Genomic DNA, 19,252 nt, shown 5'->3' on the forward strand with positions numbered 1-19,252 from the left:
AGGACAGTTTTACCTGATGAAGAATCTATGAGCTTGTAGTCTCGTGATCATGAGGCTCCTTTCCTTTAGCGTGTCCAACTTCCGCAGCATCCGCGCCACCCAAACGCTCACGCTCTACCACGACTGGCAGCACTCCACCGCCCCGGAAGAAGGCTGGGCGAAGGTTAGCGATCCCATCTCCGTACTCATCGGCCCCACCGCTTCCGGCAAGAGCAGCATCCTCAACGCCCTCGCCTTCGCTCTGCTCGCCATCGAGTCCTCCGCCACCACCTGGCTTGCCGACGCCCCACCCAACCAACTCCCCCACGCCCCGTACCGCCTGGATCCCCGCACGCAGCGCCTGCCCAGCACCTTCGAGCTGGATTTTGAGCTCGATGGCGTGCGCTACCTCTACGGATTCCAATGGAGTTTTACCGGCGTACACGCCGAGTGGCTCAGCCGCGTTCCTTCGACTCGCTGGAGCCCCTGCTTCGTGCGCACCCGCGGCGAGGAGGTGCAGTGGACTAAGTCCTTTATGGATGAGGGGGACGTCGCCAAGCTTGGCCCCGTCGATGACACCGAGCTGCTCCTGTCCGCTGGACTGCGCGATGAGCACCCCATCCTCGCCCCGCTAGCCCGTGCCCTGGTGCACGACGTGGCCTACCTGCCGCACGGCCATACCTCCATGAGTACTGCCTCCCGCATCACCACCCTTATCCGTGAGGGCAAGCTGCACCTGCATGAGGCTGCCGCGCTGCTGCGCGCGGCCGATGCCGGAATCAACTCCGTGCGGCTTGACCAAGACCGCATCCCCGAGCATGTCTTCCGCCAGATGCGCCCGGTCATTGATGCGCTCAGCCGCAGCGCCGGCAGCATCCGCCGACCAGACGAGTTCCAGGCTTACTCCGATGCGGAGATCGAGTCCCTGCTGCACTCCATCATCGTGGAGCACAAAGTCGGTGACTCCTACTATGCGCTGAAGCTGACCGATGAATCCGGCGGCACGCAGAATTGGATGGCCACCGCTCCCCTGGTTCTGGACACGCTGCGCCGCGGTGGGATCCTGGTGGCCGATGAGCTGGATTCCGCCCTGCGCCCAGCACTGCTGGATTTCATCATCTATGCCTTCCGCGAGCCCAGCATCAACGTCAACGGCGCGCAGCTCATCTTTGCCTCCCACGCCTTCAGCGTGCTTGAGCGCTCCAGCGAGCTGGGCCTGCGCCCGGAAAGCTTCTGGTCCGTGGAGAAGACCGATGCCGGCGAATCGGAACTGCACAATCTCAGCGCCGCGTCCGTGTCCCTGGACAACCCCGACGCCACCCACCACTTCCTACGCGAACGCTACGGCACCGCCTCCCGTGAGGCGCTGGTCGCGCTGCGGGAGCTTGTCACGGCCAGCACGTGAGCAAGCTTCCATTCCCGCGTACAATCGGCGCCCCAGAACCTCTCAACCACGAAGGAGTTACTCATGACCGCCGCCTACACCACCGAAGCACTCTCCACTGGCTCTGGCCGCGATGGCCGCACCGTCGTCCAGGAATCTGACCTCGACTTCACCATGACCGCCCCGAAGGAAATGGGCGGCAGTGGCGAAGGCGTTAACCCCGAGCAGCTCTTCGCCGCCGGCTACGCCGCCTGCTTCCACTCCGCGCTCAAGGCCGTGGCCAAGGACAAGGACGTCGACGTCACCGACTCCGCCGTCGGCGCGCGCGTGACCCTCAACAGTGGTTCCGAGGGCTTCTTCCTCAGCGTCGAGCTCGAGGTCACCATCCCCGGCCTGGCCCCAGAGGACGCCCAAGCGCTTGCCGACGCCGCCCACGAGATGTGCCCCTACTCCAAGGCCACCCGCGGCAACATCGACGTCAGCGTTACCGTGGCGGAGGACTAAGAAGGGGGTCTACTGTCGCGCGAGGACTTTTAATGCCTCGCGCACTGCTCCGGCAAAGTTCGGACAACCTGCCCGCTTTAGTGCATGATCCAACCCCCGAAAACCAGATTGTGTTTGCCAGTAATCAAGTTGCTGCTTCGTACATCTCAAGACTAAGTGCGGTGCGGAATCGTGAACGAGCATGAGGAAATCATCTGCGCTCACAATTTCGTAGTGCTGCGCATCAGAAGACGTAGTTATGTCGTCCTGTGAGTTATCAGTCAAGACAATGTCAGCGCGCGAAGCAACCGCTGCAGCATGGACATGGTAATCATCCTGGTCCAAGCCATCGAAAGGAAGGTCCCCTGGGAAGTCGCAAAGGATTTCCTCCATCACCGCCCCAACCTTTTTGACACGATCGTTAACAATCTTCCCTGGCGCTTTAGGGAATTTCCGCCGCAGAACTCGTATGGTTTCCGCAAGTACGTCTTGCGACGTATAAAACACAAACATGCTCCCTGACAGGCACTGCAGCGCAAACAACCAATCAAGGATCGTACGACTCGCTAAGATGTTTGAATCAACGAATACTCTCTGCGGCATACTCAACAGGATACTGAGAGGACTAAGCCTACGCAGAAGCTAGCTTTGACCCATCCCCCAACTAGAGCTCAGAGAAAAAGCGCTCGTTCTCCTTTTCGAATTCACGCCACTCACTGAACGCCTGAGCCCGCTCCTCGGCTCGCTGCTGCTTCAGCTTCAGAACATCATCACGCTTAAAGCGGGTGTGCGTTCCACACTTGTGAGCCACTATCTTTCCCTCTTTAACCCATTTCATGAGGGTTGGACGAGAGACACCCAAAATCTCTGCAGCGACAGTACTGGTAAGTTCCTCGGGTACGCGCGAAATGGTAATTTCGCCGCGCTGCGCAACAGAAGTCAACACTTGAGAAATCAGTCGCTGCACGTCAAGGGGCAACGACACAACACGGCCCTCTGCGTCTGTCACCCGAAAAGTCGCGGCGCCGAGAGAAGGTAGGGACTGGAGATTTTCAACCATGTCATCGTCGATCATCACCCGATCGTTAATCAATGTCGCGGCGTTCATCGGCACTCCTTCCTCTTCTTACAACCAATTAAATCCTTTTCACTTACAAGTGAAATCTCTTCCAATCGTAGTCACACTGCACGTACGTGACCACAAAATACCCCAATTCGCCACCCCCTTACCCGAATTGCCCATGGTCTTACCCGCACTCTAAACCTCCGATCTTCGAAAATCTGAGCCCTACTCCACTGCGCATGTCCGGCGCACCTGTCAGAATCAAGACATGTCTGTTGAAGCACGCGCCCTATCGCTGCGACGTTTGATGCGCGATTCCGCCGCGATCCGGCTACTGGCCGCGGATAACGCGCCCGTGATTTTGGCGTTGATCGCGGAGTACTTCCCGCGCGGCACCCGGGCGCGCCCGGCGGCGGAGGTATATGAGCTCATGGTCACCGATTTTGAGGTGATCGCCAGTGAGTTTTCCATGCCCCGCACACCGCAGAATTACTGCAATGATTGGGTCAAGGCCGGGTGGCTCATCCGAAAATCCGGTAAGAGTTCCCACGGCGAAACGCTCGAACCCAGCGAGGAAGCCCTGTCTGCCCTCGAAGCCATTGAGCGCTGGGAGGCTCCGGTGACCACAGTGACGGCGTCACGCGTGGAATCGATTAGCTCCGCGCTGCAAAGGCTAGCGCGGGATACGAACGAAGACATCGCCAGCCGCGTAGCCAGCTTGGAAGAAGAGCGCGACCGCATCGACCGTGAGATTGAAAAAGCCCGCAGCGGGCAGTTCGAAAGGCTCACCGCCGCGGAGACAGAAGAGCGCGTCCAGGACGTTCTGAACATGGCCATGGCTGTGCCGAGCGATTTCGCCCGGGTACGCCACGAGCTCGAGGCCCTCAACCACCAGCTGCGCCGCCAGCTTTTGGATCCAGAGGGCTATCGGGGCGAGGTGCTGGAGGAGATCTTCAACGGTGTGGACCACATCGCGGAGTCAGACGCCGGGCACAGTTTCCGTGGCTTCTATTCCCTCCTGATGGATAGGGAGCGCAGCGCCTGGTTGGACCAGTGGATCACGGAGGTCCTCGATAGCGAGGCCGGGCAGGCGCTGGCCGCGGACAGGCGGCAGCAGCTGCGCAGGCTCTTCCGCGATATGGAGGAAACCAGCTTCGAGGTCAACCAGACCATGACGGGGCTGGCACGCAGCCTGCGCAACTATGTCTCCTCCGAGCAGTTCGCGGAGGACCGGCGCATGATTGAGCTACTGCGGGAGGCCCGCGGCATGGCTATCGATGCCGCGCAAAACTCCGAGCTCAAAGCCTTTCACCGGATGGAGACACCGCTGCAGCGCATCGGTATGTCGATTCACTCCGTCTCCCGTATCCGCCTAGCCAACCCGGGACGGGAAATCGTGGAGGAAACCCCAGTGGCATACCAGCCGGAGGCAGAAGACCCGCAAGCCTTATATGAGCTGGTGCGCGAATCGGAGATTGACTTCGAGGAATTGCACGAGGCGATACGCTCGGCCGTCGCCCAGTCCGGCCCCTGCACGATCGGCCAGGTGCTGCACGCCCATCCCCCTACCCAGGGCCTTGCCAGCGTGGTGGGCTTGGTGCACATCGCAGACCAACACCCAGTGCCCGTGCTGCGTCCATCGCGTGAGAAAGTCACATGGACCGAGGAGGACGGCACGGTGCGCTCCGCCTATATCCCTACTCTGTATTTCGATCACACCACCGTTAAGGAGCTACAGTGACCGCCGCACACACTCCCCGCGTCGATTCCGCCCACGAGCCACCCTTGTGGGAGCACGATAAAGGTTCGCTGACCTACCACTCGCGGCGCGCGTTAGTGCAGCTTTTGCAGGGCCCGCTCATTCGCGCGCAGAAGGAACCGGTGCTGTGGGCCGCCATCATCTCGGATGAGGAGAACCTCCGCGCCCGGCTGCATGAGGTGTTCCTGGAACTCGTCGTGGACGAGACCGAGGGCTTCGCGTTTACCCGGATGGTAGAAGAAGAAACCTTGAGCATCCCGCAGGTGCTACGCACGGATAAGCTCAAGCACATCGACACCGCTATCTTGCTGAACCTGCGCCAAGAGCTGGGGCTTGCGCTGCCCGGCGAGCGGGTCATCGTGGACGTCGAGGACCTCCGGGAGGGAATCGGTTACGTCCGCGCGGTGGACAACCGCGATGAGGCCGGTTTCAACCGCCGCTTCAACGCCGCCATTAAGCGCATTCAGAACGACTATTCACTGCTGAGCGCTACTGAGACCGAGGGGCGCTTCGAGGTCTCACCGGTGCTACGCCAGCTTTTCGACGCCTCCACAGTCACCGCCATCCGTGACGAATACGCCCGCCTGGCGCAGGCCGAGGAAGAGCAGGCAGATGAGGAGAAGGAGGAAACTTCCGATGACTAGTCACGCCAGCCTGTACCCCGGACAATTCCGTATCAGCCGCATTCAGCTGATCAACTGGGGCACTTTCCACGGCTACTTTTCCATCCCGGTGGCGCGCAAAGGTTTCCTCATCACCGGCGGTTCGGGCTCCGGCAAGTCCACGCTGCTGGATGCGATGTCGGCGGTCTTGGTTCCACAGAACCACCTGAAGTTCAACGCAGCTTCGCAGCAGGACCTCGGCCGGCACAACGGGCGCAGCCTCGTCTCCTACGTGCGCGGCGCGTGGCGGCAGCAGGAAAACGCGCAGACCGGCGAAATCGCCCCGGAGTACCTGCGGGAGGGGGCTACCAACTCGGTGGTAGCACTGACCTATGACAACGGCGCGGGCAAGCAACACACGCTCATTGCTATCTTCCGCCTCAATGGCGGTGAGAACTCAGTAGGCCAGATCAAGAAGTTGTATGGGCTGGTGCCAGGTGATGAGGACGTCGATAAGCTCAGCCCCTTGCTCGCTCGTAGCCTGGACACCCGCAAGATCAAAGCCCTGTACAAGGGACCCGGCGCGTCCTTTACGCCGACATATGCCACGTTTGCGGATCGTTTCCGCAAACGCCTGGGCATCAAGAACGTGGAGGGCCAGCTGCTGCTCCACCGCACGCAGTCCGCGAAGTCGCTCTCCAGCCTGGATCAGCTCTTCCGGGACTACATGCTGGACCGGCCCTCGACCTTCTCCAGGGCGGAGGAAGCCGTAGAACAATTTGAAGATCTGCGCCAAGCGTACCTGCGGGTCGAGGACGTCAAGGCCCAGATTGATACGCTCGCTCCCCTGCCCCAGCTGCATGCCCAGCGCGCGACCGCGGAGGCAGATAAGCACAAGGCGGAGGCCATGAGCGAGGCACTGCCGGCCGTGCGCGCTCGCCTGGTGGCAGAGGAGCTGGACTCTCGCATCCGCGCGCTGAACGCCCAGCAGGTAGAGGCCCAGTCGGAAGTGGAATCCCTTGAGGCCGATGTCGCCCACCTCGATGATGCGGAGCGCCGCGCCGCGATGGCCGTTTCCCAGCTCAGCGCCGGCGAGCTCGATGCCCTGCGCGCCAAGATGGAGACTGCCGACATAGAGATTGCGCACCGCTCCAAAGAATTCCAACGCCTTGCTGCTGCCGCGGGCCAATGGACCGAGCACTATGAGCTCAGCCCGCAAGGTTTCGCTGAGCTGCAGGCCAACGCCCAGCTACGACTCTCCGATTTCGAGACCGACTCCGCCGATCTGACGAATCAGCAGCAGGAAGCCGGTGTGGCCGCCCGCGACGCGGCCACCGCCTGCGCGCGGCTGGATAGCGAGCTGCGCTCTTTCAGCTCGCGGCGCACCAATATCGACAAGGCTTTAGTGGAGCTGCGTTCCCAACTCGCCCGCGATACCGGCTATGCCGAATCCGAGCTTCCCTTCGCCGGCGAGTTGATAGACATCAGCCCGCAGCAGGCGGACTGGGAGCCGGTCATCCAAAAGCTCCTGCACGGTTTCGCCGCCACGCTACTCGTACCAGAGGAAGCGCGGAAAGCAATTAACCAGTGGGTCAACTCCCGCAACGTGGGCACCCGCTTGGAATACCGCACCATCCCAGAGTTCACGTCAGCGCCGGCCTCCGCGCGCAGCCCCCGGCAGCTCATCCACAAGTTGGAATTCCAGGATCACCCCATGACGGCGTGGGTACGCCAACACATTTCGCACCGCTTCAACTATGAATGTGTGGAGTCGGTAGCGGAACTGGATAAGGTCACCTCAACTCCCGCCGTTACCCGCGATGGCCTGGAAAGCCGCCCCAAAGACAAGGACGGCTCCACGCGTTTCATCAAGGATGACCGCAGGCGCTTTGCCGGTACCGCATGGTACCGGGTGGGTTCCACCAACACCGCCAAGATTGAGCTACTGCGCTCCCAGTTAACACAGGCCAAAGCCACCGCCAGCGCCGCAGCCAGGCAGGTCCACGACCTTAACCGGAAGATGGACATCCTGCGCGCCCAGCGCGATAAAGCACAGCAGGTGCTAGACACGAAATTCCAGGACATTGACACCGCCTCCGCGAAGGCGCGCAAGCAGGACCTTCAAGAACAATACGATGCCCTGGCATCCTCCCCGGAGGCCCAGGCCTTAGCCGCCGCCCATCAGCACGCCAAGGAAAAACTGGATGCGGCCCGCGCCCAGCTCAACCAGGCGCAGAAGCACCTCGGCAACGTCGAAGGCGAGCTGAAGCGCTCCACCGAGCGCCGCCGCATCATCGACACCGTGCCGGAGATCGCCGACAAGGACATCGCGAAAGCCGTCGAGGAAGCCCTGCACAAGGGCAAGCGCACGCTGACCATCGATAACATCGATGCCCGGCGCGATGAAGTCCAGGCCGACCTGCAAGACGCTGCCCGCACCGCCGCGCGCCGTATTGAGGAGGCCAACGGCAAGATCGTCTCCGTCCTCCACGCCTATCTATCCCAGTGGCCGGCAGAAGCCGCCGACCTGGAACCGCAGGCCAGCTTCGCCGGCGAGGGCATCGAGAAGCTGAAGTACCTACGAGCTGACCGCCTGGCAGACTTCCGTGCCCGCTTCCTGGAGCTGCTCAACGGCCAGACCGTCCAGAATCTTTCTCACCTGGCTTCCTCCCTGCGCCATGCGCGCAGCGATATCGAAACGCGCATGGAGTTCATCAACAAGTCCCTGGAGCGCTCGCCCTTCAACGGTGAGCGCACCCTGCGCATTGATGTCAAGGACGCCCGCGGCCAGGTGGTCCAAGACTTCCAGCGGGATTTGGATGCCGCCACCTCCCACAGCCTGGCCGAAATCAGCGAGGACGAGCACGATGCCGCCCTGCGGCGCTACCACGCCCTGGACAAGATCTTGAGTCGACTGGGCTCCAGCCACCCGGAGGATATCCGCTGGCGCAACGTGGTCTTGGATACCCGCCGCCACGTCAGCTTCATCGGCCGCGAGTGCTATCCCGACGGCACCACGGCTAATACCTACCAGGATTCTGCGTCGCTCTCCGGCGGCCAGGCACAAAAGCTCGTCTTCTTCTGCTTGGCAGCAGCCCTGCGCTTCCGCCTGGCGGAACCGGATCAGGACGTGCCTACCTATGGCTCCATCATCTTGGATGAGGCCTTTGACCGCGCCGATCCCACATTTACCCGCACGGCCATGTCCGTCTTCGCGTCCTTTGGCTTCCACATGATTCTGGCCACGCCTTTCAAGCTCATCCAGACGCTCTCGCCCTACGTGGATGGCACCATCGTGGTCAACTACGACGAGCCGATTATCAACGGCCGCCCGCAGGCGCGCACAGGTTATTCACTTATCGACGCCTCCTCCCTCTCCACCCCCAACCCCGAACAGCCCCGCCCCGAGGAGCCCACCGATGCGGATGCCTAAAGACCTGCAGGTGCACGCGGCGAAATACCTACGCAACCACTTCGCCGAAGCGCTCGCTGAACCGGATTCGCTGCACCTGGCGTGGCCGCTGCACTCGCCGACAGCCACGGCCGCCGCCCGCGATATCAGCACCACCCAAGACTTCATCCGTGCCTGGCAGCGCTGGCCGCACCAGGACGAAGTCATCTATGAAACACGCAATTGGTCCCGCGCGGGCCTAGGCGCCAACGATGTTCCAACCCGCGTTGCACTCACCGGCGCTGAACGTATCGCCACCGCCGCGGGCTTGGAACGCGAGTACTCCACCGCCCGGCAACGCGCCCAGGACATCGCCGCTATCTTCCCGAACTCCCCGGAGTTCACCCATGCCGTCCACCGCTCCTACAACCAGTGGAAGGATTTAAGCGGCTATGATCTCCGCTGTCTGGGGCCGTGCCTGACCTGGTTGCGCGCGAACCCCCATTCCGGCGAGTGGGAGCGTGCCGTGCCGGTCGAAGGTGTGGACGGCAAGTGGATTGGCAACCACCGCCGCCTGCTGCTGACACTCCTCGCGCCTTTCGGCATCACGGACTTGGGCCTTCGCCGCAGCGACACCCGCCTGCGCCTGCGCTACCTCAACCACGCACCAGCACTCTCCGATATCGAAATCCCCCTCGCCAACGCTGCCGAGCTCTTCCCCGACACCCCACCCCGGGTACTCATCGTGGAAAACAAGCAAACCTTCCTCGCCTTGCCCACGCTTGCCGACGCCTCCCCTCCCACCATCGCCCTCCTCGGCTCCGGCACCGCCGCCCACCAGCTCCACGCACTGCGCTGGCTCAACCACACCGACATCACCTACTGGGGCGACCTCGATGCCGCCGGCTTTGCCATCCTCAACGCCGTGCGCGCCCACTTCCCCCACACGAAATCACTGCTCATGGACACCGCCACCGTCACCGCATTCCAGCACCTCGCCGTCCCCGACCCCGGCGACGGCTCCGCCACGCTTACCCACCTCACCACCGAAGAGCAGCGCGCCTACCGCCTGCTCTTCACCGAGGGCCGGCTGCGCATTGAGCAGGAGCGGATTCCGTTTGCACATGTGAGTCCGCCGATTAGGGAATTTTTCGGACTAACTCAGCAACCTTGAAGTTCAGGCAGTAGCACAAAAGAGAGGAGCTCGTAAGCCGCTAGGAGCCCTGGAAGGGCCGGATTGAGACATCCCAGCCACGATATTAAACTAATAACTTGGAGTTTTTCCATTATCAGAGTCTTTGAGCTGCAGCTGCTAAAATTTAACGTCCGCCAAAACCGCAAACAGTACAATTAATTCAAAAAGTCGAACGTCTTCCACTTAGAATTTAAAGCAAACGAACTAGGCACGATTGGATAATCAAGCTGTTTCAAAATGTCTGATTCCCAGTTCAATTCCCTTCTATCTTCAGATAGGAAATTAATGAAAACAGAAAACGGGGACAATGACACACTTGAATTTAGGTCATATACCCCATCGTACACTGACTTGACGAATCCACCGTATAACTTTTCAACCCGCCCCTTAACCCTATCAACCGCAGGTCGCCCATAGCTCTTCTCTATCACTTTCCGAAGCTGTATCTTGTCAACATTTGAATTCACAAACCCTCCCCGAACCAGTTTCATAAAGAGACGTTCAAACTCCTCATATTGGGTAATGCTTTCAACAAGAGCATAGATATTATCCGCGAAACGATTCATCGACAACGGCCTTTGAACGTCTTTTAATAGTCCATCAGAAAATAGTCTTTCAGTCTGCTCTACAACATACTCTTTGGCTAACTCCCGCTTGCTCCTCTTGTAACCTAGCTCGCTAGAAGAATCCTTCTGAAGCGATAACAACCATTCAACCTGCTCGAAATTCGCCTTTATCATGGAAGCTGTCCTGAAAGCGGAAGAATCAAATTCAGCCCCCTTGTAAGCAAAATCGTGCGTTAATTTCAGCCAGGCCCACTCGAGAATGGTCGGTATTTGCACTTCAAAATTGAGATGTTTTCTGGAATCAGCCAGCTTTGACCGCCATTCCTCAGGGGCGGAAAATATATAACGAGGAGAACTAAAGCCGAAACTTGATGATCCACCAAACCCCGTGGTTTCGCGCTTCCTTTCTTCGATAGGCTTCCCCAAGAGGCCTTTCAGCACCACAAGAGCCCGCTCTTCCTCCCCCGGATCAGGAACAACGACAGTCGCTGCAAAGATATCATCTATTCGACTCCACTTGTCGAACCGGCCCGTTTCAATCTTCTCTGCCACAGACTCGACGGTCTTTAATCGATGCTCAACCACCCACCCCTGCTCACGCAGTTTAGGGACAACCAAATTGGAAAAGAAATTCTGTATTTGTTTATACTCAGCGAAATCGTCGTTAAAACGCTCACGAACCCCTGCATCAACCTGCGGCACGCTACTCCCCTTTATCTGCAATGAAGTCTGACAGCAAATCCAAGAGCGTTGCCGAGCGCGCACTTCTAGGACCGCTATCGGAGGAGGAAGCACGCGTATGGGCTCTAAAAGCAGCAGCTTGGGTACCCTTCTTTGCGGTTCCCGAATACACTTTTTTAAAAAACTGGTCTAGCTTCTCCCGAACCTTTTCAGCTTGGATATCCGACAACTCCCTCATACGAGAAAATACATCGAATAGGGAGTAAAAATTCGCCTGGTTTTTCGATTTTTCAAGGAATTCTGTTCTGACATCACTAGCCTCTAGCACCTTCTTAAAGTTTGAAACTGCTAAAAACGCGCGATCCAGAATATTTTTCTTTTGTTCCCAAGTTTTCTGTCGAGATGCGTAAACTTCATCCATCTGCTCCTGGGTTACACCACTGGGACCATTTTCAACTAGCAACAACAAATGACTAGCAAATTCGACATCCTTCATCTGCCGGCGTGCCTGTGCCGCATATCGCGGCCATAACTTCAGTTCACTATCAATCTTATCTGCAAGCTCTTCAGATGCTTCCGAAAAACATCCTGAGTATCGAGCGTTCCTCAGCTCCTGCGGCGTAAGCTTGTTTACGTTCCGGTTGATGCGGTCGAAAATTTCCTTCAAAAGGTTTTCGGATTTACTAGGAAGAAACTCGATCGAAAACTTGTAAGTCCAAATGCTAACTTTTAGTGCTTCCGACAGTTGATCAAATGTTTTTCCAGCGTTTTCCGCATGTCGAGATTCATCGTCTGCCAACGTAACTTCCGAGTTCGGCTTGACAAATTCCAATATAGTGCTTAGGCGTTGCTTCCCATCAACTACAGAATATCGGATTTCCCCTTCTGGAGAAATTTCTTCGTACAAAAAAATCGCAGGAGCAGGAAATCCAGACAAGATCGTGTCTAAAAAATAGTCCTTATAGTCCTCATTCCATACAGATCTACGCTGATACTCCGGAGAGAGGTCCAAAAGGCCACGCTTATAGAGATCATTGAACCAAGCGACCGTTTGAACTGACTGGCGCCGATTCTTCATCACATTTTCAATTTCTTTTCTGCTCATGAGAAAAGTCTACATCGAGATTAATGGTTTTCTCTCTCCGATGCTGCAGCTTCGACCGTTGCCTAGACAGTCAATTCGGACTATCAAGCAATCTTCTGCAAGCCTGTCAGAGTACTTGAAGCAGTTGTGCTCTGGATGATTTGCACATATGCCAGCTTAAAGGAGTAGTGAATTCGACGATTCATCCTGGCTAGCCACGGAGAGGCAGAAGAAGAAGTAATACTATGTCGGTCCGAACCTCGTGAGTCCCTACAGGCCTCTCAAAGCTACTCTCAGTCATAAAACTGCTTACCTTCGATTTTCAAGCCTCACCTAGCCACGCAGAATTGCAAAGTTGACGCCTGCTATACAACCCAAAATCACGTTGAATCATATTGACTCCAATCTGATTCACGTGTTTAATCGAAGTCAACAAGGATCACCACCATGAACATCCCCACTGACTTCGGCGAGCGAGTCCGTGCGCAGCGTCAGCTGCGCGATCTCAGCCAGAGGGACCTCGCCGCCATGACCGATGAAATTCTGTCCCAGCCCACCTTGGCCCGCCTTGAGAAAGGCACGGCCACACCAACTCTCCACCACATCATGGCCCTCGCGTGGGCTCTTGGGATCGATGCCGCTGAGCTTATCGACGCCACTCCACTCTCTAAGCGTGTGCGCGTTGCCGCTCGTGGTCACCAGACCAAAACTGAGGAAGCAACACAAACTCTTCTGCCTTATCTCCAGCTCCGAGTGAACCTGGATAGCACACATGCCTAAGTCAACGAGCCCCTCGCAACAGGGTGTTGAACTCGCTGCTCGGTTTCGCGCGAAGCACAAGCTAGGTGTAGGACCAGTCGATGACATCAACGACCTTATGAAGCTCGTTGAAGCTGATTTCATTGTCCTCGACTTACCGGAAGACCTCGAAGCGCTGACGCTACGCGATCCTGGTTCGGGCGCTTTAACCGTAGGGATTGGCACTAGTAACAATCCTTTCCGCCAGCGTTTAACCATTGCACACGAAATCGGGCACATCGTGGCCGGAGACATCACGGAGGACGGGGCTTCCTTACAATGCGATAAGACCCTTCCCAACGAGACCCGCGCGAACACCTTCGCGCGTTGCGTCCTCTGCCCCGAGGAAGCGTTGCGTGAAATACCTCAGTACGAAGATCCAGAAGAGCTTTTGTCTGCAGTTGTCCAACGCTTCCAGGTCTCGCCTTATGTAGCGGCAATCCAGCTTCATCAAGCAGGTCTCATCTCGAAAGACACTAAAGAGGAACTAAAAAGTCACACCGCTAAGAAACTCGCCTCCCGCTTCGGATGGAAAGCCACATATGACCACGCCTGCCAAATTGCGCAGCTGCCACGAGCTTCCGAGAGACTCGTGGCCGATGCTTACAAGGCATACGCTCAGGGGCTCATCGCGCTGCCAACGGTAGCGTTCGCCGAGCAAGTAAGCCCAGAGGAAGTAGCCGACTCAATGTACGCCGTCCCGGGTTCTGTCGGCCAAAACCTAACAGGTCAGCGCGATATAGAGACCGACCTAGAAGACTTCTTCTCAAATTCGTGGGCAATGACAAACTCCACGTGCCTGCTGCAGTCAACGACGAGATACACAGAAAGCTAAAGGACACCAGGTTTCAGTGTGGCTCCCGAACCTGGTCATCACTCATTGCACATGGCCACGTGCACGTGCTTGACGACGACATGGATCGCCTCTTCAAACACATCCGCCTATTCGCGGGTCCCCGATTCTCAATCCAAGGCGGAATGGCGAAGAACCTGGGAGAATACACCGCAATCGCGCATTGCCTTGCCCTCCTTGAGGAGGATCCTTCGGCGCGTACCGCCATCATCATCGATGATGAAGAGGCCCAGGAGCTCGTACACAAGCGACAGGCAGCAACGGTCTTCACCACTGAAGCCGTGCTTCTCCGCTGCGTGCATCTAGGCGTCCTTACCGACCGCGGCCAGTCCCGCAAGGTGTGGGACAAGCTTTCAAAGTTCGATGTTCTCGCTCCTTTTGAAACGACTCGATTGAACGACCGCACCGTCTACCGGGCGCGAAAGAAAATTAAATGACCCTCACCTGCCAGTAGCCTCCGGTGAGGGTCAAGCAGCTGTACGTAATGTAGGGCTGCTTCTGCCCCTAATCATGCCTCATTTTGCCCTTTCAATCGAGAGACGCAGTGCTATCACCCCCAACGCCGCCTGCGATACTCAACCCGAACTGGAATTTCGTCAGGCTCTAATGGCCTGTCAGGGGTCTCGCGGATGGTATACGGCGTTATCTGCTCCGCAAGTAGTTCCTGCCGGTACATTTTGGCAATCTCTGGCTCTTCATCTTCAATATGCTCAATTAGCCGCTTTGCCAAGTCGAAAAGCCTTGCCCCCTCCGCTTCAGCAGCTATTTCCCGTTCGTACTTCCGTACGGCAGCAAAACCGCACCATTCACGCCAGAGTTCAAACATCGGCCGGTAGTGCTCACAATAGAATTCCCATTCCCATCGCGCAGAAATAATTCCGTGATGCTCTCGGAGCTTAAGTTTCCACTCCTTCTCTTCTTTTGCCACGACCTCAAGCACTTCATCAGGCGAGACTTCCGCGAATCTTTGCACAATGCGAACTCCGCCAAGGGGAGATATTTGCAGCCCTTCGTTACAGGGGGCGGTTAGCACTCCCTCCAAAAGCACGTCCAAAGGGGAATCCACTAGTTCTTCAAGAGTTTTCGGATCGGTGATTATGAAATCATCGCCGCTTCCCAGCTCCATGGTTTCTCCTAGGCGGCAACTCTCAACCATGAAGCTTGCGGCACGGTCTTGCTCTTCCCCACCTCGTTGCGCGTGGAGCCTCACCTGATGATTCACGAGTTCATCGATCTCAGCAGCCTTCGCCCACGGTCCCTTAATTCGCGGCCGTGGGACCTTACGTATGGATCCGTCCTCAAGCTCTAGGGAGTACCGAAACGAGGCCTTCCCCGAAGGCTGAATGTCCACAACCCGAGCCTTTAAAGATTGTCCGACGATGGAATCGCTTTCTCTAAACGCAACTACGTCTCCAACCTCGACCTTGTCCATTTGCCCATTCCTCGCTTCTCGACGCCAACTGAACACTGCCCTCTCAAAGTCTAGTGCTAAAGCGTGTGGTCAGCGCCGTGCTTGCCGACGCTTCTTCCCACCAATCTGACCACATCAAACCCAGGACACAGCGCTTTTCTAGGACTACAGTTTCCGCTATGCACAGACCCTCTACTCTCACCCTCGCCGTCGCAACGGCATTCGCTCTCTCCGCATGCAGCGGCAATGACCCGATCACGTCCGGGGCCCCAGACACCACCACCGAAGAAACAACAACGGCTGAAGAATCCACGACGCCAGAAAGCCCAGACAGCTCTTCAAGCACCAGCGAGGAAGACGAAGACCCCTCCCCAACCCGCGCTGACGAGCAGCAGGAAGAAGAATCCAGCAAGCAGACCATCAACGCCAGCCAGGTCGGCGGCGACTGCGGCGTGACATCGGAGGGCGACACAATCTTCGCCGGCAGCGCTACCTCTTGTGAGTTCGCCGCGGCAATGTTTGACCCTGCCAAGAAGGCCAGCTACACCCTCTACCAAGCAGACCCCACGGTCAATCCTCTCTACACCGCGAACATCACTGCCAAAAGCCCCGTTACCGGTGAGAGTTACCAGCTCACCTGTCAGATTGGCAGCGATCTAGCCGGTTTGAGTTGCCGCAAGCCCGGTGATAACAGCGTGCTCGCCATCTTCACCTCGGATGCCCATGATTGGCCGCAGCGCCTGAACACTACCGACTAGCCGCCCCAGCTATTCCAAAATCAACGATGCCGTCTTCTCCGGCGGCACATCCTTCAGCTGACGGCTCTTGACGGCCCACGACGCCAGCCCAAGCACAATCCAGACCACCAACGCAATGAGCGGAGCCGTTCCCAGCATGCCGGGCGAGCCCGGAACAAAGAGCAGCGCCAAGAACCCGACGGAGAGAATGCACCCAGCAAGCGCGAAGTACTCGTAGAACTTGTTGGGTGCAATCGGCTTGGACATCCCGGGGACCTGCCCGGTGCGCGCAATCTTCCAAGCACAGAAGCACGTATAGAAATATGCCACCGTGATACCGGCACTGGACATATCGACAACCCACGTCAACGCCGCGCGCCCGAACCATGGGGTCACCAGGCACACCGCACACACCAAGAGAATCGCATTGCGCGGTGCGTGCTCCCTGCCCTTCAGCTCACCCAAACGGCGCGGGACCAGGTTCGCACGTCCCAATGTAAACAGCACACGGCTTGCCGCAGTGTAGAAACCATTAAGGCCTGTCAACACACCCGCGCTCACCGCAACCACCATGAGCACCAAGCCAGCTGGTCCCATTACCTCGCTAATAGCTGCTGCTGGCGGCCACGCCTCCCCTCCGAAAGCTTCGTGACGGGTTCCCACAGCGATGGAGGTTGCAAGCATCATCGCCATATAAATAACCGTCGCGACAGTAATCCCCCATAGCAGAAGACCCAGCGCCTTCCGCGGAGAGAAGTTAAACTCGCCCGCCAGCTGAGGAATGGAATCAAAGCCCACATAAGCCCACGGGGCAAAAGCGATGATGGTCGCCACCGCCGCAGCCGGCGGCACATCTACAGGAAAGGCGGGAGCAAGCTCCGGGCGCTCGGCGACGTAGTAGATCACCATCGACGCCACAATAACCACCACCGCGAAGATCATGAGCACAACAGCAAAGAACTGGAACCGGCCGGAGAGCGCAGCACCCTTGGAGTTCAACCACGCGAACACAAGGATAAACAGTGAGCAAATGGCTACTTCGGGGAGATAGATGGTCCACCCGGCGACGTCGTAAAGCGCGCCCCGCATAACCAGCTCAGGGAAAGTCACACGGAAGACGAGCGTGACCGCCGACGCATTCAACGCGACAACGCACGAGTACCCCAGCGTCAGCGCCCATCCCGCGATAAACGCATGAGTCCGGCCGAGCGCAGCCATAGCGAACGCCACGCCACCACCGGTCAGCGGCAGCGCGCGAATGGTAAAGCCGTAGCTCAAACCAATAATGGCAATCATCAGGCCACCAATGACAAAGCCGATGAGTGTTCCACCAAGCCCCGCCTTCTGCATCCAGTCGAAGGGCAAGATATAGGCGCCCCAGCCAATCGCCGCACCCAACGCCATGGCAAAGACCCACGAGGGCTTCATGGTTTTCCGCAGTGTCGCATTCTCCGACATGTAGTTTCACTCCAGACAATTCACCTTGAGCGCCAGGACCTTGCGGACGATCCCAGCGCGCGTTTCTGGCAAGTCTAGAGATTATTGATTAGGTGTGCTGCAGATCTAAGAAACTTAACGCGGGGTTCCATCTCTCGTTCCATGAACGTAACCGATGGTGGCCATTGCAGAGCTCGGTTACCAAACACTCGCATGTCCTGCGCTCTTGCGATGTCGCTACGCGTTGGCCCAAGGATCGCGCCTCAACTCCCACACAAGGCGCTTGACGACGTCCCCCTTGTGTCTAAGAGCCCCCGTCACATAACGCCGGCAACTGTTGCAGCTTAACCGCCAACCAAACTGTGTGTCGCTTCGCCAAGAATCCCTACCTAGCCGGGGTTCTTCATAAATAAAGACACACGACACGCTAGTTCGCCAAGAAATTCCGTTTCCTTTCGCCGTATAGTCCCCGCGCCAACTCTGTGCGTTCTGCCCAGGTATCAACATCCGCATTATTATCACGCTGAACTGGAGCGTTGAAAAGCCGCCAGGTTGCGGCCCGGCTGGAGGCTGGAATTAGCAAAAGTATTGACCGCCAGTTTCGTCGGGCAATCTCCGCACTGAGAAGCGTGGCATCACCCTCAAAGACCTCCACCTGTCCGGCGCCGGCTCCTAGCTGTTCTACCTGGCCATGTTCTTTACCGCCGCCGTCTGGCTGGGCACGTGGGGTTTGTGGGGCGACCGCCGCTGTTTTCCGGCACCGCCCCGCGTGAACTGGCCCGGGGTGCCGACAGCGGCATCGCGCTCATCATCCTATTTCTCCTCGGCGCCCTCATCGAGCGCTCCATCCCCGCCCTGGCCGGGCCGACCTGCTGGACAACATGCGCCACGGCAGCGTCCTCATGACGATGGCCACGCTCATCATCAACGGCGTGGGCGAGGAACTCTTCTTCCGCGACGCGGCACGCCGCGCGCTTCCCGACGTCCCCTCCCCCCCACCCCCTCACTCATCGCCCAGGTTGCCCTCTACATCGCCGTCACGGCTGCGATGGGTATCCCCCCTGCTCCTCGCGGCCTCCGTCCTTATCTCCGCCGCCCTGCACCTGGTCTGGAGCACCGGGATGGCGATTGTGCCGCCGGGGCTGAGTTCACTAGCGCGTGGCACTGCCCACCCCGCCACGATTCCGCCCGGGTCGTCTCAATCATTTTCACTAGTAAGCAGGTCAGGTCACCATTCCTGTCTATACTGACGTGCTATGCACAAACTCTCTTCTCTCACACTCGCTATCGCCACAGCATGTGCACTGACCGCATGCAGCAATGACACCTCTACCCCAGACTCATCACCTGGCACCGACAGCGTCGACGACACCACGGTTGCCGAGGAGGAAACGACCACCGAGGACAGTGATGACGACACCAGCACGGAAGAAGACTCCACGCCCTCCCCAACTACAGCTGCGGACGACGATGACGCCGACGACGCTAACGATGGGGCACACGACGACGCAGAGGAAAACACCACGAATGCCAGCCAGATTGGCGGCGACTGCGGTACGACCCCGCAGGGCGACCCTATCACTGCGGGAAGCTCCACGTCCTGCGAGTTCGCGGTAGTCATGTTCGCCCCGGCCTCGAAGGCCTCCTACACAATGACCCGGTACGACCCTTCAAACCCCACGGTCGGCTCCCTCTACACCGCTCACATCACCGCCAAGAGCCCCGTGACTGGTGAGAACTATGACCTCACCTGCCGAATCGGCAACGACCTTGCTAACCTGACCTGCGAGAAGCCCGGCGATCGCAGCGTTTCCGGTTCCTTCAACTCC

General features: G+C 58.1%; 17 protein-coding genes. 11 read left to right on the forward strand and 6 right to left on the reverse strand.

Translation table 11 applies throughout. From position 1 onward, the window contains the following. Positions 1-49 precede the first annotated feature (49 nt). Both HMPREF2635_RS01490 and HMPREF2635_RS01495 read left to right on the forward strand, forming a co-directional pair. Positions 50-1,384, forward strand: coding sequence for an AAA family ATPase (locus HMPREF2635_RS01490; protein ID WP_070821170.1), 1,335 nt, complete (start codon positions 50-52; stop codon positions 1,382-1,384). A 63-nt stretch (positions 1,385-1,447) separates the two neighbouring features. Beyond that, entirely contained in the window at positions 1,448-1,867 is a 420-nt protein-coding gene (locus HMPREF2635_RS01495) for an organic hydroperoxide resistance protein (RefSeq protein WP_070821150.1), read from the forward strand. A 9-nt stretch (positions 1,868-1,876) separates the two neighbouring features. Here the strand turns inward: HMPREF2635_RS01495 and HMPREF2635_RS01500 are convergent, their stop codons facing one another. Both HMPREF2635_RS01500 and HMPREF2635_RS01505 read right to left on the reverse strand, forming a co-directional pair. After that, the gene (locus HMPREF2635_RS01500; RefSeq protein ID WP_070821151.1) at positions 1,877-2,449 is read right to left on the reverse strand and encodes a PIN domain-containing protein; all 573 of its coding nucleotides are present in this window, start codon (positions 2,447-2,449) and stop codon (positions 1,877-1,879) included. 61 nt (positions 2,450-2,510) lie between these two features. Continuing rightward, positions 2,511-2,954, reverse strand: a complete 444-nt coding sequence (locus tag HMPREF2635_RS01505; protein ID WP_070821152.1) for a helix-turn-helix domain-containing protein — start codon at positions 2,952-2,954, stop codon at positions 2,511-2,513. A 223-nt stretch (positions 2,955-3,177) separates the two neighbouring features. On the opposite strand from HMPREF2635_RS01505, the gene HMPREF2635_RS01510 reads away from it, so the two are divergent. Genes HMPREF2635_RS01510 through HMPREF2635_RS01525 form a run of 4 tightly spaced genes read left to right on the forward strand, consistent with a single transcriptional unit; the run spans position 3,178 to position 9,835 of the window. Then, positions 3,178-4,650 carry a DUF3375 domain-containing protein gene (locus HMPREF2635_RS01510; RefSeq protein WP_070821153.1) on the forward strand — a complete coding sequence of 491 codons (1,473 nt, stop codon included), beginning with the start codon at positions 3,178-3,180 and terminating at the stop codon, positions 4,648-4,650. Further along, on the forward strand, positions 4,647-5,312 hold the full coding sequence (locus tag HMPREF2635_RS01515; protein ID WP_070679910.1) for a DUF4194 domain-containing protein: 666 nt from the start codon (positions 4,647-4,649) through the stop codon (positions 5,310-5,312). The genes HMPREF2635_RS01510 and HMPREF2635_RS01515 overlap by 4 nt, the downstream gene beginning before the upstream one ends. Next, positions 5,305-8,703 (forward strand): ATP-binding protein, encoded by a 3,399-nt coding sequence (locus tag HMPREF2635_RS01520; protein WP_070821154.1) that lies wholly within the window; start codon positions 5,305-5,307, stop codon positions 8,701-8,703. Before HMPREF2635_RS01515 ends, HMPREF2635_RS01520 begins: the two co-directional genes overlap by 8 nt. After that, positions 8,690-9,835: a DUF3322 domain-containing protein gene (locus tag HMPREF2635_RS01525; protein ID WP_070821155.1), complete on the forward strand. Its 1,146-nt coding sequence runs from the start codon at positions 8,690-8,692 to the stop codon at positions 9,833-9,835. Before HMPREF2635_RS01520 ends, HMPREF2635_RS01525 begins: the two co-directional genes overlap by 14 nt. Positions 9,836-10,011: 176 nt before the next feature. Here HMPREF2635_RS01525 and HMPREF2635_RS01530 read toward each other — a convergent pair whose 3' ends face one another. Next, complete coding sequence (locus HMPREF2635_RS01530; protein WP_070821156.1) at positions 10,012-11,124, reverse strand: nucleotidyltransferase family protein; 1,113 nt, start codon at positions 11,122-11,124, stop codon at positions 10,012-10,014. A 1-nt stretch (position 11,125) separates the two neighbouring features. Then, complete coding sequence (locus tag HMPREF2635_RS01535) at positions 11,126-12,208, reverse strand: DUF262 domain-containing protein (protein WP_083321270.1); 1,083 nt, start codon at positions 12,206-12,208, stop codon at positions 11,126-11,128. Between the two features lie 426 nt (positions 12,209-12,634). Between HMPREF2635_RS01535 and HMPREF2635_RS01540 the strand changes: the two genes are divergently transcribed. The 3 genes from HMPREF2635_RS01540 (at position 12,635) to HMPREF2635_RS01550 (ending at position 14,275) form a co-directional block, all read left to right on the forward strand. Next, on the forward strand, positions 12,635-12,967 hold the full coding sequence (locus tag HMPREF2635_RS01540; protein WP_070821158.1) for a helix-turn-helix domain-containing protein: 333 nt from the start codon (positions 12,635-12,637) through the stop codon (positions 12,965-12,967). 97 nt (positions 12,968-13,064) lie between these two features. Then, entirely contained in the window at positions 13,065-13,820 is a 756-nt protein-coding gene (locus tag HMPREF2635_RS01545) for an ImmA/IrrE family metallo-endopeptidase (RefSeq protein ID WP_168167649.1), read from the forward strand. A 143-nt stretch (positions 13,821-13,963) separates the two neighbouring features. Next, on the forward strand, positions 13,964-14,275 hold the full coding sequence (locus tag HMPREF2635_RS01550) for a hypothetical protein (protein ID WP_070821160.1): 312 nt from the start codon (positions 13,964-13,966) through the stop codon (positions 14,273-14,275). A gap of 113 nt (positions 14,276-14,388) precedes the next feature. Here the strand turns inward: HMPREF2635_RS01550 and HMPREF2635_RS01555 are convergent, their stop codons facing one another. Continuing rightward, positions 14,389-15,270: a hypothetical protein gene (locus tag HMPREF2635_RS01555; RefSeq protein WP_070821161.1), complete on the reverse strand. Its 882-nt coding sequence runs from the start codon at positions 15,268-15,270 to the stop codon at positions 14,389-14,391. Between the two features lie 158 nt (positions 15,271-15,428). Between HMPREF2635_RS01555 and HMPREF2635_RS01560 the strand changes: the two genes are divergently transcribed. After that, the gene (locus HMPREF2635_RS01560) at positions 15,429-16,007 is read left to right on the forward strand and encodes a hypothetical protein (RefSeq protein WP_070821162.1); all 579 of its coding nucleotides are present in this window, start codon (positions 15,429-15,431) and stop codon (positions 16,005-16,007) included. A gap of 9 nt (positions 16,008-16,016) precedes the next feature. Here the strand turns inward: HMPREF2635_RS01560 and HMPREF2635_RS01565 are convergent, their stop codons facing one another. Continuing rightward, positions 16,017-17,444 carry an APC family permease gene (locus HMPREF2635_RS01565; protein WP_070821163.1) on the reverse strand — a complete coding sequence of 476 codons (1,428 nt, stop codon included), beginning with the start codon at positions 17,442-17,444 and terminating at the stop codon, positions 16,017-16,019. 1,235 nt (positions 17,445-18,679) lie between these two features. Between HMPREF2635_RS01565 and HMPREF2635_RS01570 the strand changes: the two genes are divergently transcribed. Further along, a partial coding sequence (locus HMPREF2635_RS01570) for a hypothetical protein (RefSeq protein WP_070821164.1) occupies positions 18,680-19,252 on the forward strand: 573 nt, incomplete at its 3' end.

Source organism: Corynebacterium sp. HMSC035E02, from assembly GCF_001836065.1.
Taxonomy (GTDB): Bacteria; Actinomycetota; Actinomycetes; order Mycobacteriales; family Mycobacteriaceae; genus Corynebacterium; species Corynebacterium hiratae.

Bases quoted from the DNA above. Each gene is read 5' to 3' on its own strand.
- HMPREF2635_RS01490 (WP_070821170.1), top strand. From the start codon at position 50: ATGAGGCTCCTTTCCTTTAGCGTGTCCAACTTCCGCAGCATCCGCGCC.
- HMPREF2635_RS01495 (WP_070821150.1), top strand. From the start codon at position 1,448: ATGACCGCCGCCTACACCACCGAAGCACTCTCCACTGGCTCTGGCCGC.
- HMPREF2635_RS01500 (WP_070821151.1), bottom strand. From the start codon at position 2,449: ATGCCGCAGAGAGTATTCGTTGATTCAAACATCTTAGCGAGTCGTACG.
- HMPREF2635_RS01505 (WP_070821152.1), bottom strand. From the start codon at position 2,954: ATGAACGCCGCGACATTGATTAACGATCGGGTGATGATCGACGATGAC.
- HMPREF2635_RS01510 (WP_070821153.1), top strand. From the start codon at position 3,178: ATGTCTGTTGAAGCACGCGCCCTATCGCTGCGACGTTTGATGCGCGAT.
- HMPREF2635_RS01520 (WP_070821154.1), top strand. From the start codon at position 5,305: ATGACTAGTCACGCCAGCCTGTACCCCGGACAATTCCGTATCAGCCGC.
- HMPREF2635_RS01525 (WP_070821155.1), top strand. From the start codon at position 8,690: ATGCGGATGCCTAAAGACCTGCAGGTGCACGCGGCGAAATACCTACGC.
- HMPREF2635_RS01535 (WP_083321270.1), bottom strand. From the start codon at position 12,208: ATGAGCAGAAAAGAAATTGAAAATGTGATGAAGAATCGGCGCCAGTCA.
- HMPREF2635_RS01540 (WP_070821158.1), top strand. From the start codon at position 12,635: ATGAACATCCCCACTGACTTCGGCGAGCGAGTCCGTGCGCAGCGTCAG.
- HMPREF2635_RS01545 (WP_168167649.1), top strand. From the start codon at position 13,065: ATGAAGCTCGTTGAAGCTGATTTCATTGTCCTCGACTTACCGGAAGAC.
- HMPREF2635_RS01550 (WP_070821160.1), top strand. From the start codon at position 13,964: ATGGCGAAGAACCTGGGAGAATACACCGCAATCGCGCATTGCCTTGCC.
- HMPREF2635_RS01555 (WP_070821161.1), bottom strand. From the start codon at position 15,270: ATGGACAAGGTCGAGGTTGGAGACGTAGTTGCGTTTAGAGAAAGCGAT.
- HMPREF2635_RS01560 (WP_070821162.1), top strand. From the start codon at position 15,429: ATGCACAGACCCTCTACTCTCACCCTCGCCGTCGCAACGGCATTCGCT.
- HMPREF2635_RS01565 (WP_070821163.1), bottom strand. From the start codon at position 17,444: ATGTCGGAGAATGCGACACTGCGGAAAACCATGAAGCCCTCGTGGGTC.